Origin of the sequence: Metabacillus dongyingensis, assembly GCF_019933155.2 — a bacterium.
Classification (GTDB): Bacteria; Bacillota; Bacilli; order Bacillales; family Bacillaceae; genus Bacillus_P; species Bacillus_P dongyingensis.
The window spans coordinates 3,101,379-3,116,445 of sequence record NZ_CP082944.1 but is presented as its reverse complement, the minus strand read 5'-3'; the positions used below and the strand labels follow the sequence as shown (position 1 = coordinate 3,116,445).

The 15,067-nt window shown below is 36.2% G+C and carries 13 protein-coding genes and 1 other annotated feature; of the genes, 11 read left to right on the top strand and 2 right to left on the bottom strand.

The window, feature by feature from the left end; all coding sequences use genetic code 11:
- Nucleotides 1–171: 171 nt before the first annotated feature.
- The 4 genes from K8L98_RS26585 to K8L98_RS15245 all read left to right on the top strand — a co-directional run bounded on the left by K8L98_RS26585 (nucleotide 172) and on the right by K8L98_RS15245 (nucleotide 3,444).
- Nucleotides 172–636 carry a riboflavin kinase gene (locus tag K8L98_RS26585; protein ID WP_275976711.1) on the top strand — a complete coding sequence of 155 codons (465 nt, stop codon included), beginning with the start codon at nucleotides 172–174 and terminating at the stop codon, nucleotides 634–636.
- A complete protein-coding gene (locus K8L98_RS26580; protein ID WP_275976710.1) occupies nucleotides 608–919 on the top strand; it encodes a hypothetical protein in 312 nt (103 codons plus the stop codon). The genes K8L98_RS26585 and K8L98_RS26580 overlap by 29 nt, the downstream gene beginning before the upstream one ends.
- Before the next feature lie 106 nt (nucleotides 920–1,025).
- Entirely contained in the window at nucleotides 1,026–1,301 is a 276-nt protein-coding gene (locus K8L98_RS15250) for a hypothetical protein (protein ID WP_243550972.1), read from the top strand.
- A 751-nt stretch (nucleotides 1,302–2,052) separates the two neighbouring features.
- On the top strand, nucleotides 2,053–3,444 hold the full coding sequence (locus K8L98_RS15245) for a M20/M25/M40 family metallo-hydrolase (RefSeq protein ID WP_338036980.1): 1,392 nt from the start codon (nucleotides 2,053–2,055) through the stop codon (nucleotides 3,442–3,444).
- A 316-nt stretch (nucleotides 3,445–3,760) separates the two neighbouring features.
- On the opposite strand, the gene K8L98_RS26895 is transcribed toward K8L98_RS15245, so the two are convergent.
- On the bottom strand, nucleotides 3,761–4,126 hold the full coding sequence (locus K8L98_RS26895) for a recombinase family protein (RefSeq protein WP_223443483.1): 366 nt from the start codon (nucleotides 4,124–4,126) through the stop codon (nucleotides 3,761–3,763).
- A gap of 427 nt (nucleotides 4,127–4,553) precedes the next feature.
- Here K8L98_RS26895 and K8L98_RS15240 point away from each other — a divergent pair, with 427 nt between their 5' ends.
- The 7 genes from K8L98_RS15240 (at nucleotide 4,554) to melA (ending at nucleotide 13,436) form a co-directional block, all read left to right on the top strand.
- A complete protein-coding gene (locus tag K8L98_RS15240) occupies nucleotides 4,554–5,936 on the top strand; it encodes a branched-chain amino acid transporter BcaP (RefSeq protein WP_223435866.1) in 1,383 nt (460 codons plus the stop codon).
- Nucleotides 5,937–6,093: 157 nt separating this feature from the next.
- Nucleotides 6,094–6,309, top strand: a binding site (T-box leader).
- 53 nt (nucleotides 6,310–6,362) lie between these two features.
- Complete coding sequence (locus K8L98_RS15235; protein ID WP_223435865.1) at nucleotides 6,363–6,932, top strand: pyridoxamine 5'-phosphate oxidase family protein; 570 nt, start codon at nucleotides 6,363–6,365, stop codon at nucleotides 6,930–6,932.
- A gap of 1,285 nt (nucleotides 6,933–8,217) precedes the next feature.
- Nucleotides 8,218–9,528 carry an ABC transporter substrate-binding protein gene (locus K8L98_RS15230; RefSeq protein ID WP_223435864.1) on the top strand — a complete coding sequence of 437 codons (1,311 nt, stop codon included), beginning with the start codon at nucleotides 8,218–8,220 and terminating at the stop codon, nucleotides 9,526–9,528.
- A 140-nt stretch (nucleotides 9,529–9,668) separates the two neighbouring features.
- A complete protein-coding gene (locus tag K8L98_RS15225; protein ID WP_223435862.1) occupies nucleotides 9,669–10,541 on the top strand; it encodes a carbohydrate ABC transporter permease in 873 nt (290 codons plus the stop codon).
- Nucleotides 10,528–11,415: a carbohydrate ABC transporter permease gene (locus K8L98_RS15220; protein WP_223435861.1), complete on the top strand. Its 888-nt coding sequence runs from the start codon at nucleotides 10,528–10,530 to the stop codon at nucleotides 11,413–11,415. Before K8L98_RS15225 ends, K8L98_RS15220 begins: the two co-directional genes overlap by 14 nt.
- A gap of 30 nt (nucleotides 11,416–11,445) precedes the next feature.
- Entirely contained in the window at nucleotides 11,446–12,057 is a 612-nt protein-coding gene (locus tag K8L98_RS15215) for a YesL family protein (protein WP_223435860.1), read from the top strand.
- A gap of 50 nt (nucleotides 12,058–12,107) precedes the next feature.
- On the top strand, nucleotides 12,108–13,436 hold the full coding sequence (gene melA / locus K8L98_RS15210; protein WP_223435859.1) for an alpha-glucosidase/alpha-galactosidase: 1,329 nt from the start codon (nucleotides 12,108–12,110) through the stop codon (nucleotides 13,434–13,436).
- A gap of 261 nt (nucleotides 13,437–13,697) precedes the next feature.
- On the opposite strand, the gene K8L98_RS15200 is transcribed toward melA, so the two are convergent.
- Nucleotides 13,698–14,945 (bottom strand): hypothetical protein, encoded by a 1,248-nt coding sequence (locus K8L98_RS15200; RefSeq protein WP_223435858.1) that lies wholly within the window; start codon nucleotides 14,943–14,945, stop codon nucleotides 13,698–13,700.
- Between the last annotated feature and the right edge of the window lie 122 nt (nucleotides 14,946–15,067).

Sequence of the window (15,067 nt, the reverse complement as noted above, 5' to 3'; positions counted from 1 at the left end):
AATGAGTTATGTCTTTTTATTTAAACTAAATCAAAAGGAGTCTCAAAACTGAATATGTAAGATAAAAAATCGAGTCGATTGGATAACCAAAGGCCTAACCATATTATTATATGGTTGGGCTTTTTTGAAAACTTAACAGGTAATTTGCTTAAATACAGGGAGTGTTCAATATTGGGAACAGCCAACATATTATCAGATTTTAAAACGGATGTATTTATTGAAGGAAGAGTCGTTACTGGAAGAAAAATTGGAAGAGAACTGGGGTTTCCTACCGCAAATATTGATTCCAATGTAAGCAGACTGAGTAATGGGGTATATGGTGCATTAGTCATTTTGGATGTCAGAAGATACTTGGGTGTTATGAATGTTGGTGTGAAGCCGACTGTTGACTCTAACTTACAAAAAACATGTGAAATACATTTGCTTGATTTTCAGGGGGATATTTACGGAGAAAACCTAAGATGCCATATTCTTTTTAAAATAAGAGAAGAAAGGAAGTTTGATTCTTTAGAGCTGCTGACAAATCAAATCAAGGGGGACATTTTATATGCAGAGAAACGTTTTAACTTCATTGGATATACTTCAGTACGAGAGCAAGTCCTCTTTAATGGAAAGCCAATATTTAAATCTTCCTGACTTGATATTTTATAGTAAGTGCTATCAGCAATATTCTATTAATAGAGGGGTGTATAACACTATTGACAACTGGTTTTATGAATATGGCATTTTGAATGTTATATACAGAAGAATTTATATTTTAGCTTTCTTGAGCTTTGTGAAAGAAGAATCTGATGAATTAAAGCCCAAAAAATTTATTAGATTTGGAAGTGGCGGACTGACTTTAAAGTTAACCGAATTTGTCACTTGTTATATTAATAGACAAGAAAAAGAATCTCCAAATATTCGGACTGTAAAATAATCGGAACATGAAATGACGAGTAGAAACATTAAGGGGGCGGATATAAATGAATCAAGAATGATCAATTCATAGTCTAGAGGAACACGATAGAGAAACCGTTCGTCAATTGTTGATTGAAAGCTACAGCCAATATGAAAAAGAATTTACTAGTCCTGAATCTTGGCAGACTTATTTGGAAAATATCACCTCATCGGTTGATAATGTGCAAATAGATCGAATCTTAGTAGCTAAGTTGGGTCAATCGGTCAGTGGGACTCTCCAATTGTTTGACGGTTTAACCGAAAGGGAGCAGCATGGGCAGATTAATCGGTTTTCTGAAGAAGTAATCCCAGTAATCAAAAAAGAGATTCCTGATATGATTTGGTCTCATTCAGTATCGTAATCCTAAATGGATTCTCTCAACAAATTCAAATGATAATTCGACCTTCAAACGCTCCTTTGAAGGTTTTTTTAAGCTGGAATTTTTATCTAATACGATCATACTTACGCTCTTGCAATAGAGTAAAACACGAACTGAATTACGGTACTGGATATACTAGGAATAAAGGACCCTGAAATATCAGTAAAATGGTATGGAGAAATACTTGGTTTTCAACTCGTTCTTATTTAAGAAAAGCCCCTTTAGTTAAATACAGTAATTCACAAGCAGTTCTGAAAAGAGCCTTCTAGAAATTGCTTATCGCAGCATTTGATTAAAAAAATGAATATTAAACACTTATTTTTGTGTTTTTGTGTCTGATATTCGGGCGATAGTTTACTAGTTGATTGCTTGTACTGCTAGAGATGATATTCATGCCAATTCCCAGGCTTCACTATGTCTCATTAGGCTTGTTTCAAAAACCTTAACGTTTTTAAAACACCGATATTTTATTTCGTAATTGCTATTGTAAATCCGCATTTTCCTGGCTGTACCCCATATAGTGTTGACTTTGCGGGAACGGCTTCCCTCTCATCATTCACAGGTTTTAGCTTGATGGACATGCGGTGGTATCCTAAGAATAGAGACTGTAAGAAAGATCCATCTTTTGGCCCGTTAACATGTATTCTGTTTAAAAAAATCAGAATATTCTATAATATTAGGGAATAAATTTAGAATTTCTAAATTTAAATTATAACAAGGAGGAATACGAGTAATGAAAAGACTTTCTTGGAAAGCAGTAACAATTATTATGACCACATCAGTTCTGTGTCTCTCTGCCTTTTCTTACAGCGCATCACAAGATCAAACCAATAGTAAAAGTAAAGGGGAAAACGAGGATACCTCGTACAATTTGTCACCGGAAGTGAAAAAATATTATGAGCAAATCACAGCTAATGTTCAAGTTAAACAAGGATTGGATTTCATTAAAGCTGATCATGAACAAACAGTCTCTGAACAAATTGATATCACAGAGATTCCGGCCCCTCCTTTTAAAGAACAACTGCGTGCTGAAGATTACAAGAAGCGTTTAGAAGAGGTAGGACTTAAAGATGTGCAAATGGATGAGGAGGGCAATGTATTTGGTATTCGTCAAGGAACAGGGGAGGGTCCTGTATTGTTTGTTTCAGCACATTTAGATACAGTCTTTCCAGAAGGTACTGACACAAAGGTCATAGAAAAAGACGGGATATTATATGCTCCGGGAATATCAGATGACGGAAGAGGATTAGCAGCACTTCTTTCCATAGTAAGAGCATTCAATGAGTCAGGTATTCAGACGAAAGGGGACATTATCTTTGGAGGAACGGTTGGAGAAGAAGGGTTAGGTGATCTAAGAGGAGTTAAAGCATTTTTTAAAGAACACCCTGAAGTAGACGGGTATATTTCATTAGATGGCACAAGTGCAACAGGGATTACATATAAGGCAACTGGAAGTCATCGTTATAAAATTTCATATAAAGGACCAGGTGGACATAGTTTTGGAGCATTTGGTACACCTAGTGCTATTCATGCTTTAGGACGAGCTATTTCAGACATCTCAAATGTAAAAACAGTAAAGAATCCTAAGACTACATTTACAGTTGGCACTGTAGAAGGTGGAACATCTGTTAACGCAATCGCCGCCGAAGCTAACATGCTTGTTGATATGAGATCAAATGATGAGAATGAATTAGTAGAATTAGAAAACAAAATCTTACGTATTGCAAAAAATGCAGCAAAAGCTGAAAATAAACGCTGGAAGTATAAAGAGGAAAAAGGTATAAAAGCTGAAATTGAATTACTTGGTGATCGTCCTGCAGGAACTCAGCCAGATGATGCATTAAATGTTCAAGCTGCTTGGGCATCTACTCAGGCAATTAATTTATCTCCTGCCTTAAATGAAGCCAGTAGCACGGATGCAAATCTCCCAATTAGCCTAGGTATTCCCTCATTAGTGTTAGGAGGAGGGGGTAAAAGTGGATTAGCTCATTCCCCTGATGAATGGTTTGATCCAACTGATGCTTATCAAGGACCACAAAGAGCATTTTTAACTATGCTTGGTCTTGTGGGGGTAGATGGTATCTCGGAACCTCTACTGCCAGAGTACAAAAGCACAACTAACTAACAAACTTTGGTTCTGGCGTGAAAAGGTTTATAAAGACATAGAGCCTACATAGTCTGTATAATACCAGATTATGATGCTGTTTCAGGCAGCTTAATAGGAACCTTCTGTAATATTTAATTCCCAGTAATAATTTCTAAAAAGTGATAAACAAGAGGGCTGTGCCCTCTTGTTTATCTATCCTGCTACGCTAACTTAAGAAGAAATCATAGTCCAACAGGGTAAAACTTATTGGGGATTTTTTCTTCACATAAAAAAAGGGTTTAACACTCATTATAGTAAGGTGTAATTGAGACATTCCAAACGTGCAACAACTATTCTAAGTTGTTTGCACGTTTCTTTCTAATTTCTGCATATTAAATTGCTTTAGGCACACTAGTGAGTTTTTCACGCTTAATCCATTCGTGTTTCTACTATAATATATTCGTAAGGCTCCTTCTATATTCTTTCTTGGTTGTGAAGGACGCCCCATGTGGTTACCTCTCAATTTTGCTCTTTCACTGCCTTCAGATGTTCGTTCAACTATTATATCTCTTTCAAACTGCCCAAAAGAACCTAAAACATTGAATAATAAAGATTTTAGAGGGTTTGCTGTTTCATTGACCTTAAAAGATAAATTATCTTTGAAAAAATGGATATCAACTTGTTTTTCTTGCAGTGTTTTTATAATTTTATTTAAATCAATAATCGACCTGGCCCAAACAATCTATTTTTGTCAACATCACTGTATCGCCAGGTCTTATATGTTCTAATAACTTTGTAGCTCTTCCTATTCTACTCTTGATTTCAATGGGAGATAGGATTGCTAATGAATAGAAATATTTTATGATTGCTTGTTAACTCCGTTCTTAAAATCTGAACGTGGTTTTTATATGGGAAACTATTCAAATAAAATTACCTTGACTTCAACAAAATTCGACAATATACTCGTATATGTTCTATTTTAATTATTTCATTTTTTAGTTAATAGCAAGAGTAATTTTCAGAATATTTTATTATTATTAGGTGTTATTCTTTTATTTGCAAAATGAAAATTCTATAACTAATTAATTAGGAGATAATGATAAGTTAACGGAGGAGAAAAGCATATTAATTTACTCAGGAGGACTTTCATGAATCAAATCTTTCGAAAGAAATCAATGGCTGGCTTATTGGAACAGAGCGGGAAAAAAGAGCTTTCTCGCTCATTGGGCCTTCTTGATTTAATTTTCCTTGGGGTCGGCTGTGTAATCGGCACTGGGATTTTCGTTATAACTGGAGTTGTGGCCGCAGAAAGTACAGGGCCAGCGATAATGATTTCGTTTGTTATTGCAGGAATTGCCTGCGCACTGGCGGCTTTCTGTTATGCAGAGTTTTCATCAGCTGTTCCTGTCTCGGGAAGTGTCTATACGTACACATACGCCACTATAGGCGAGTTCTTTGCATTTTTAATTGGCTGGGATTTGATGCTGGAATATGTTTTGGCGATATCGGCCGTTGCTACAGGATGGTCTGCTTATTTTCAATCACTGATTAAAGGTTTTGGATTGCAGGTTCCTGCTGCTTTGGCTTCTGCCCCAGCTATGGGACAAGGCGGACTAATTAACCTGCCGGCTTTTATCATTATCCTTGTTATTACTGCACTTGTAAGCAGAGGGGTTAAAGAAAGCATTAAATTCAATAATGTAATGGTTTTTATTAAGCTCGCGGTTATCTTACTGTTTATTTTTGCAGGAATCGGATATGTTAAACCTGAAAACTGGACTCCATTTGTTCCGTTTGGCTTTGAAGGAATCGTAACTGGAGCAGCGACAGTATTCTTTGCATACATTGGTTTTGATGTCATTGCAACAGCTTCAGAAGAAGTGAAAAATCCGAAACGGAACATGCCAATAGGTATTATTGCTTCCCTATTAATCTGTACTGTGCTATATATTGGCGTTTCTGGAATTTTGACCGGTATGGTTTCATATGAAAAATTGAATGTAGCAGATCCGGTTGCCTTTGCTTTATTTTCAGTTGGCCAAGATAAGATTGCGGGGGTTATTTCCGTAGGAGCAGTTGCTGGTATCACAACTGTTCTTCTTGCCTTAATTTATGCCCAAGTCCGATTATCGTTTGCGATCAGCCGAGACGGTTTGCTGCCGGAAACATTATCGAAGGTTCATAAAAAATATAAAACACCATTTAGCAACACATGGCTAACTGGAATTATAGCTGCAAGCATAGCAGGATTTGTTGATTTAACGACATTGGCCCACCTCGTTAATATGGGTACACTCGCTGCTTTTACCTTAGTGTCCATCGCGATTATTGTATTGCGTAAAAAATTCCCTGAAATAAAGGCATCTTTCAGAGTTCCGTTCGTACCGGTATTTCCGTTAATAAGTGCTTCGTTCTGTCTATATCTTGCACTTAGTCTGCCAAAAATCACTTGGGTATCTTTCGTTATTTGGATTGCACTAGGGGTAATTGTATATTTCACTTATGCGAAAAAACATAGCCATCTTAATTAATAACAAAATTGATATGGCTATGAAAACCTAAGAATTCTAGAGCAATCGTGAGATTGTGATTAGTTTATTGAGGTAGGTTAGTTTAAGAGTAAATGGTAAAATATAGGTTGACTTATTTAATAACACATAATAAAATTAAGAAAATTCTAAAAAATATTAAAACACAGTGACTGGGAGTATTAAGGAATGTTTATTGTTTAGAGAGCTGTCGGTTGGTGAAAGACAGTCAATAAAGTCCCCAACTCGCCCACAAGTGGTAAGACTGATATGTAGGTCTTAACGGTTGACATCCGTAATCTGTTTTAAAGTGGATTTGTTGTATAAGCAAATCAACAAGAGTGGTACCACGAAGGTAAAGCCTATCGTCTCTTATGAGATGATAGGCTTTTTATTTTGAACACTCGTTAAGACAAGGAGGAATATTTTATGGGAACAGTTTATTCATCCATACTTCCAAATCACGAAGAGTTTATAAGAAAACAACGAATTTTTTTTGTTGGTTCAGCCCCTCTATCAGCAGACGGACATGTTAACATTTCCCCAAAAGGTCATGATGTACTGCGGATATTCTCTTCAACAGAAGTCGCTTATTTAGATTTAACTGGCAGTGGAAATGAAACAAGTGCACATTTAAAAGATAACGGGAGAATAACATTTATGTTCTTAGCTTTTGAAGGTCCCCCGATGATTTTACGTCTTTATGGAAGAGGTAACGTGGTATTACCTGGTACACCTGAATGGGATGATATGGCTAAACATTTTGACATCCTTCCTGGTGCACGTCAAATTATTTATGCAAAGATAGAAACGGTTAAAACGTCATGTGGATTTAGTGTACCATTTTATTCATACAATGGTGAACGAGATACTCTTCAACAGTGGGCTGCCAATAAAAGCGAACAAGATTTAGAAGAATATCGTAAAAAGAAAAATTCTATAAGTATGGATGGGATAGTGACACCAATAGGAGATAGTATAGTTAACTTTGATAATTAGTTCTTGGTGAACTAACGAGTGCTTTAGTTTAAGAAAAGATTGCGTAAAACCCCATTTTTTTATGCAGCCACCAGACTTCTGAATAAGCCAGAAACGTTTATAAATCAACGGTAAAAAAGGTGTATCAACGATAAAAAACGACAAAGAGCCAAACCCTTGATAGTAAGAGTTTGGCTCTTTTGCTGCCTTCTTTTGTGTGTATGTAAACTGGATTTTTATATGATTTACACAGTCTTATGTTTGAGGTTTAAAACCAAACAACAGATCAAACCATTGATTGTGGAGGGCTATTGATAGTTTCGTTTCATATCAGTAAGTAAATGCAATTTTTACTAATAAAACTAAAAATGTAAGGAATCCTACGTCATTTTTTTTCATTTTGACAACCCCTTTGCCTTTGATACTTTAAACATACAGGATTAAGAATTACTTGTAAGTATTTAGGGGAGGTTATCTAACGTATTTTTTGAAGAATAAAGAGAATTTTATATTATGAACCACTACTCTGCATTACAGGGAGATTGGACTTGAAAAAAAGATATTTCACAGCTCACAGCCCAATAGAGAATAAATATGCAAACTCATTTTCCACAAATGAAACCCTAGGCAGTAGGTTAAACCCGATCTAACCATTGAGCTCTCCATAATGGAGAGCTTGTTTATTTTGCTTTTATTTATGGGGGTATAACAAAACTTGGAGCTTCGTTTGTAGCATGAAGGAAGTTCATATCTAGCACAAATGACAAAGTTATTAAAAAAATTTTTTGTATTTGAGAATTTTCTCTGCAAAATTAGGAATTATGTCAATAAATATAAAAACTTTAAATATATGAATAGTTCTAAACATTAAGAAAATTAAAAAAACTACATTGACTTGATCTTGTAGTTCCTATATATTCTAGTTAATCATAGTTGCATATTCTGACAAAGGAAGACAACCGTTAAAGATATTTCCAAAACAGCTGGTGTTTAAATTCAACAATATTCCGAGCATTTATAATTAATCAAAAGGGATATGATTATGGCAATAACAGCAAACGACGCAATCATTATGTGTTCTTTCATTATTATATTAAAACTATAAAACTCTTCAATTAATAAATTCTAGTCTAAGACTCTAAAAAAATGAAAGCGATTACATTTTTTTAGGTTTTAAGGAGGTGATATTTATTACATAAGCAAGCAATGATCTAGTGTCAAAACTGTTTAACGGAGGAAACATTTTAATTAAGTTATTAGTAAAAAGCTTTTAACGAAATGAAAAATGAAATAAGGGGGTAAATGTATGAGGAAAGCAAAACTTGCATTTTTATTTCTTGCTTTATTGCTGGTAATAGTTCCGGTTTTACAGGGATGTAGCGATTCTAGTAGTACAAGTTCAACAGATTCTGGTGAAACAGTAAATTTAACGTTTTCTACATGGGGAAACCCAGGAGAGCTTAAAGTGATACAGAAGGCTGTTGATGGCTTTATGAAAGAAAATCCTAATATTAAAGTAAAACTAGTACCAATCCCTAGTGATGGATACATTCAAAAATTACAAACACAACTTCAAGGTAGTCAAGCCCCTGACGTTTTCTACTTAGGTGACGGTGATATTTCAAAAATCATTGAAACTGGTAAACTTGCTCCACTTAGTGAATTCATGAATAGCTCTGAAAGCTATGTAAAACCTGATGAGTTTTCTGAAGGTTTATGGGGTGGCGCGAAAAAAGATAATGAAATTTATGGTGTTACGGTTGATTGTAACCCTATGTTAATATACTACAACAAAAAACTCCTCTCAGAATTAGGTATTAAATCTCCTCAAGAATATTTTGATGCTGGCGAATGGAACTTTGCTGCAATGGAAGAAGTAACAAGTCAATTACGTGAAGCTGGAAAATACGGATTTATCGTTGATAACTGGTGGGGTCCAGTATTTAGCTGGATTTGGGCTAATGGTGGAGAAATTTACAACAAAGAAACAGGTGAATTTGTTTTAGATAAAAATGAAAAAGGGATCGAAGCAATGAGTTTTCTAGATCGTATGATTGATGAGAAAAACTTTAAATATGCTGGTTCACTGCCTAAAGGTCAAGGTGCTGAAGCAATGTTTATGTCTGGCCAAGTAGGGATGGTTGGTGCAGGCAGATGGTATACTCCTTTATTCCATGAAAACAAAGCTTTAGAGTGGGATTATATTCCTTGGCCATCAAACACAGAAAACAAAACTGAGCCAGTCGGAATCCCTACCGCATATATGGCTGCAAACAATGATTCAAAGCATAAAGAAGAAGCTCTGAAATTCGTAACATACTACACATCTAAAATGGGACAAAAAACGCGTCTTGCAGGTATAGGAAATGCGATCCCATCAATCGGTGGAATTGATGAATCTGTAACTGATTCAAAAGTGCCTGAACATGTTGAATATATCTTTGATGCTCGTGAGCAAGGTTTTGCAAACTCTGTTCAGTCTACAGTTCCGGGATTAGACAAAGAGGTTATTGACCTCATTGACTTAATGTATCTCGGAAAGGATGATGCAAAAACAACAGTAAAAAAATTAGCGAAGAAAGCGAAAGAAATGATTGCTGAGCACAAAGGTGAGTAACTAGTTCAAGGAAACGAGAGAGTAACTCAAAACCAAAGGGTCAAACCACTCCAACACAATAATAGTCTCTTATATGAGTACCGTTAGGAGGTTTGACCCTTTTGAGTCACCCTCATCTATTACAGAAGAAGGTGATACCATTGAGAAGTCGTCAAAATCTATGGGGATATACATTTCTAGCTCCTCAATTAATCGGTTTAATCGCGTTCTCATTAATTCCAGTTATTTTCACACTCGTATTGAGCTTTATGAAATGGGATGGGTTTGGTGCAAAGGAATTTGTCGGTCTAGCAAACTATATCGATCAATTTACAGAACCTGACTTTTGGAAAGCATTAGTGAATACCGTCTATTACACAGTTTTGGTTATCCCATTTAGTATTGGAATCTCTTTAGCAGTTGCAATTGCTCTAAATAAAATAAAAGGGAAAAACATTTACCGTTTGTTCTATTTCATGCCAGTTGTCACAAGTTCCGTATCAATCGGTGTCATTTGGATGTGGATTTTAAACGGTGACTTCGGAATCCTAAATCAAGTTTTAGCTAACATTGGAATCGATGGTCCGATGTGGCTGACCGATACAAAATGGGTTATGCCGTCGATCGCACTCTTAAGTATTTGGTGGGGATTGGGCTATAACATGGTTATTTTCTTAGCAGGACTTCAAGGGATTTCAAAATCCTATTATGAAGCAGCAGATATTGATGGGGCATCTAGTTGGCAGAAATTTCTTCATATCACATTGCCATTGTTATCACCAACAACCTTCTTTATTACAATCATGGCGATCATTTCGTCATTCCAAGTGTTTGACCAAGCCTATGTAATGACAAGTGGGGGACCGGCAAAATCAAGCTACACATTCGTTTATCACATTTATGAAGCAGCATTCGTTGACTTTAAAATGGGTATTAGTTCTGCATCTGCTATGATTCTATTCGTCATCATTCTCATGTTTACGTTATTCCAGTTTAAGATGTCAAAAAGGTGGGTTCATTATGAAGATCAGTGATGTTCAAACAAAAACAGTACCGAATCTGAATGTGTCAGTGAGCCTTGGGAAAAAAATAAAGCCAACAAGAATTTTGCTTCACATTGTTTTAATCATTGGTGCCTTTTTGATGGTTGCTCCATTTTTGTGGACACTAAGCAGTTCCTTAAAAGATGTATCGCAAATTTTCCTTATACCTCCAAAATGGTTTCCGGATCCAATTACTTTTCAAAACTATCCGAACTCATTAACGGCAATGCCGTTTGGTCAAGCATATTTTAATAGTTTTTATATTACAGCTGTAGTTGTTCTTCTGAATTTATTAACATGCTCAATGGCTGCCTATGCATTTGCTAAAATCCGTTTCCAAGGTTCTAACTTATTATTTATTTTGTTTTTAGCAACAATGATGATTCCAAAACAAGTAACAATGGTGCCGCTTTATTTGATCATGGATTATCTAGGCTGGATTGATACACATTTATCGTTAATTGTCCCTGCTGGTTTGTTTAATGCATTTGGGGTGTTCTTATTGCGACAATTCATTAGAGGGATTCCAAATGAATTAAGTGAAGCAGCTGTTATTGATGGAGCAAATCCATTACGGATTTATTGGAGTGTCATCTTACCATTAATTAAACCAGCATTAGCCGCATTCGGCATCTTTGCTTTTATGGGAATTTGGAACAGTTTCTTAGAGCCATTAATCTATTTGACATCACCAGAAAAGTTTACTGTGCCTTTACTGTTAAATACATTTAAAGGTTTATACTTTACTGATTGGTCGTTATTGATGGCTGGAACGACAATCTCAGTTATCCCAGTCATTATTGTGTATATTTTTGCACAAAAACAAATTATTGAAGGTGTTGCTTTAACAGGTTCGAAGAGCTAATAAATAAATATGTGGAAAGGGGTGGTTCATGTGAATAAATTAATGCGGGTTTTTGATTGGATCTATCGTTTACTCTACCTAAATGCATTGTGGGTACTGTTTACATTAGCTGGACTACTTGTTTTTGGGTTGTTCCCTTCTACTGTTTCAATGTTTCATATTGCAAAAGAATGGCTAAGCGGAAACAAAGATTTTCCTGTATTCAATACCTTTTTCACTAAATTCAAAGAAGAATTTATCAGGTCACAACTTTTAGGAGTTATCCTGGTAGCAGCAGCTATCTTACTCTATTTTGATATTCAATTCTTTTTTCAAAAAGATGGAATGCTCTTTTACATGCTTAGATACCTCGTGTTAACAGCAGGGTTTGTGTTTGTGATTATGCTGCAGTTTATTTTTCCACTTTTTGTCCAAGAGAAAATGCCACTTAGAAAATTTTTGAAAAATGTCTTATTTATTAGTATCACACGGATTCTTCATAGTGTGATCATGATTTTAGGGTGCTTAACGATTTTTGTTGTATTTGCTAAGTTTGCCGGTTTGTTTATCTTTTTCTTTGGAAGTACCATTGCGGTTTGGCTAACATGGAATGCAAAAATTGCATTCCACAAGATCCGGCAAAAGCGAGCTGCATATCAATGATCAATGCAAGAAAATAGTCGAAATACATAAAACTGAAAGGATGATGAGCGTTGTCTAAAATTACATTTATTGGTGCAGGCAGTACCGTTTTTGCAAAGAATGTTCTTGGAGATTGTATGTTTGTACCAGCGTTAGCAGGTTTTGAATTTGCCCTTTTCGATATTGATGAACAGCGTTTAAAAGACTCTGAAAACATGCTTAATAACATAAAGAAAAACTATAAGATAAATATCACAATTAAATCTTATTTAGATCGAAAAGAGGCATTAAGAGGAGCCAAATATGTGATCAATGCCATTCAAGTTGGCGGCTACAAACCAAGTACAGTTATAGATTTTGAGATTCCCAAAAAGTATGGCCTGCAGCAAACGATCGCAGATACAATTGGAATTGGTGGGATTTTCCGATCATTACGTACAATTCCTGTAATGCTTGATTTTGCCAGGGATATTGAAGAGGTTTGTCCCGATGCTCTGTTGTTAAATTACACGAATCCAATGGCATCATTAACTGGAGCAATGCTTCGTTATACAAATGTAAAAACGGTTGGGCTATGCCACAGTGTTCAGGTTTGCACAAGTCATCTTTTCAAATCATTAGGAATGGATCCAGAAGGAATTGAAGAAAAAATTGCCGGCATTAACCATATGGCATGGCTGCTTGAGGTAAAGCGTGACGGCGAGGATTTGTATCCTGAGATCAAACGCCGTGCAAAGGAAAAACAACAAAAAAAGCATGATGATATGGTTCGCTTTGAATTAATGGATAAGTTTGGATATTATGTAACAGAATCATCAGAGCATAATGCTGAATATCACCCTTATTTTATCAAAAGTAAGTACCCAGAGCTCATTGATCGATTCAACATCCCGTTGGATGAATATCCACGTCGTTGTGTTGATCAAATTGAGCGATGGGAATCGATGAGAGATGATATCGTGAATAATAGTCAGCTTACGCATACTCGTTCACATGAATATGGCTCAAGAATTATTGAAGCGATGGAAACGAATGCGCCTTTTAAATTTGGTGGAAATGTGTTGAACACCGGCCGTTTGATCAGCAATCTTCCTGAGAAAGCCTGTGTAGAAGTTCCATGTGTTGTCGATCGAAGTGGGATTATGCCAGTATACATTGGTGATTTGCCAGAGCAACTAGCTGCACTAAACAGAACAAATATCAACACTCAATTACTAACCATTGAAGCTGCTATTTCAGGAAAAAGAGAATCTGTATACCAAGCAGCAATGCTGGATCCACATACTGCTGCAGAGTTATCAATGGATGATATCATTGCAATGTGTGATGAATTAATCGAAGCACATGGAGATTGGTTGCCACAGTTTACGGATAATGGATCTGTGTTGTATGTGAAATAGAAATGAAAAACGACTAGTCCATCTTGAATTTTTAGATGGAAGTAGTCGTTTTTTTGCAATTTCATTTTGAAATCGTTTTCTAGGAAAGCAAAAACTTCTCCCTGGTAAATAGGCATCGACAACATTATCCATCCAAATATAGTGTCTATTTTGCAAAAGATTATTTGTCCGAATGTTCAATTACATCACTCCAAAATGCTGGTTAAACCCCCTAAAATAAATGAGAAGCCCCCTTCATTATTGAAGGGAGCTTGTTATACATTAATTATTGGAACCGGCCGCATTTACTTTATCCCAAAAATAATCGAGCTCTTTTTTTGCTACTTCTCGAACAAATTCAATATTTTCACCGATTAGATCTGGGGCCCATTTCCGTCCGAAGTTAGCGTGTACGACCTCGTCAGCCCAATCGTAATCTTGAAACTGTGTCATCAATGGATGTTTGGCCTCATCACGACAAAATTCATATTCCGCACGTTTTCCTGTACGTGCCATTGCTCCTTCTTCAATACCTATCGATAACCATGTATATTGTGCTCCGGGTAGTTTGTGTGCATTTATGTCATAATCTGAAGTGTACTGTGGCTGGCTCATCCATTCAATACCCTCTGCTTCAAGGGCCGCTTGACCAAACAAAGCATGTCTTACCTCGTCCCAAAGATGTCTTGCTAAGTCATAGTAAAATTCCCAAGGCATATTTTTTTGAGAAAACATTACCCCTGCAATGAGTTCAGCAGCAGTCATTTCTTCTTGTCGTACACGCATTTTATCTAATAGCTCCGCTTGTATTTGATTTTCTGGAGGATTAGGGACGCCAGTTCGAGACCAAGTAGTCGGTCCCATGTTTCTCGGGTCACGGACTGATTTAAATGGTAATTCGTAAGCTTTTTGTGAACGCCAACGATGAGGTAAACTGGATGATTTCTTCTGAAAACCATCAATGCCTCCTGCAGCAATGAGAAAAGACTGCAGCTTCTCTTTGAATTCATCAGATCCTTCGTGATAAATATTAGCTTGTTGGATAACCGTGATCATTCCTTGTCCCCACTCTACTTGCTCTTCTAAATCAAGTAAGATCGAACGCAGTATTCGAATGGTAGGCTGGTCGACAATTTGCTGTGTCTCGGCAATATGTTTTTTATATGTTTGAATAAGGGCTGGCTTAATTACATCGTATATGCCAATGGCTAATTCCAAGTCGTTGTTTGCTTGAATTAATTCATCCATTAATAGTGATAAAGATGGATCTGGATCGCGATTAACAAATTGAGAAGATGTTCTAAGATGACTTAGGCGTTTTCTTAGTTTATCAGTTGCTTCAGCATCTTCATAGAGGTGTTTGCCAAGAGCAACCTTGAGATCCCAGTCTTCACGTGCAGGTAATTGACCTGCAGCAATGGTGATCAGACTTTCATGGATGTAACGATAGCGTTGTATCACTTTGGCATTTTTCTCTACACTGTATTCACCGACAGAATAGGGATTTTGAATACCTGCATATTTTAACATTCCTTCACCCTCCATTGTGCGCTAAGTTTGGCATAATTATAGTTTAATAGGCCTATATCAATTATTGATTAGATAAAGTTTCAACTCAATATAGTTAAACGTATGTTTACTGGATTTATTTG

What these genes read in the sequence shown, in the direction of transcription:
- K8L98_RS15235 (WP_223435865.1), top strand. Translation starts at nt 6,363, where the DNA reads ATGGGAACAGTTTATTCATCCATACTTCCAAATCACGAAGAGTTTATA.
- K8L98_RS26580 (WP_275976710.1), top strand. Translation starts at nt 608, where the DNA reads ATGGAAAGCCAATATTTAAATCTTCCTGACTTGATATTTTATAGTAAG.
- K8L98_RS15240 (WP_223435866.1), top strand. Translation starts at nt 4,554, where the DNA reads ATGAATCAAATCTTTCGAAAGAAATCAATGGCTGGCTTATTGGAACAG.
- K8L98_RS15200 (WP_223435858.1), bottom strand. Translation starts at nt 14,945, where the DNA reads ATGTTAAAATATGCAGGTATTCAAAATCCCTATTCTGTCGGTGAATAC.
- K8L98_RS15220 (WP_223435861.1), top strand. Translation starts at nt 10,528, where the DNA reads ATGAAGATCAGTGATGTTCAAACAAAAACAGTACCGAATCTGAATGTG.
- K8L98_RS15245 (WP_338036980.1), top strand. Translation starts at nt 2,053, where the DNA reads ATGAAAAGACTTTCTTGGAAAGCAGTAACAATTATTATGACCACATCA.
- K8L98_RS15230 (WP_223435864.1), top strand. Translation starts at nt 8,218, where the DNA reads ATGAGGAAAGCAAAACTTGCATTTTTATTTCTTGCTTTATTGCTGGTA.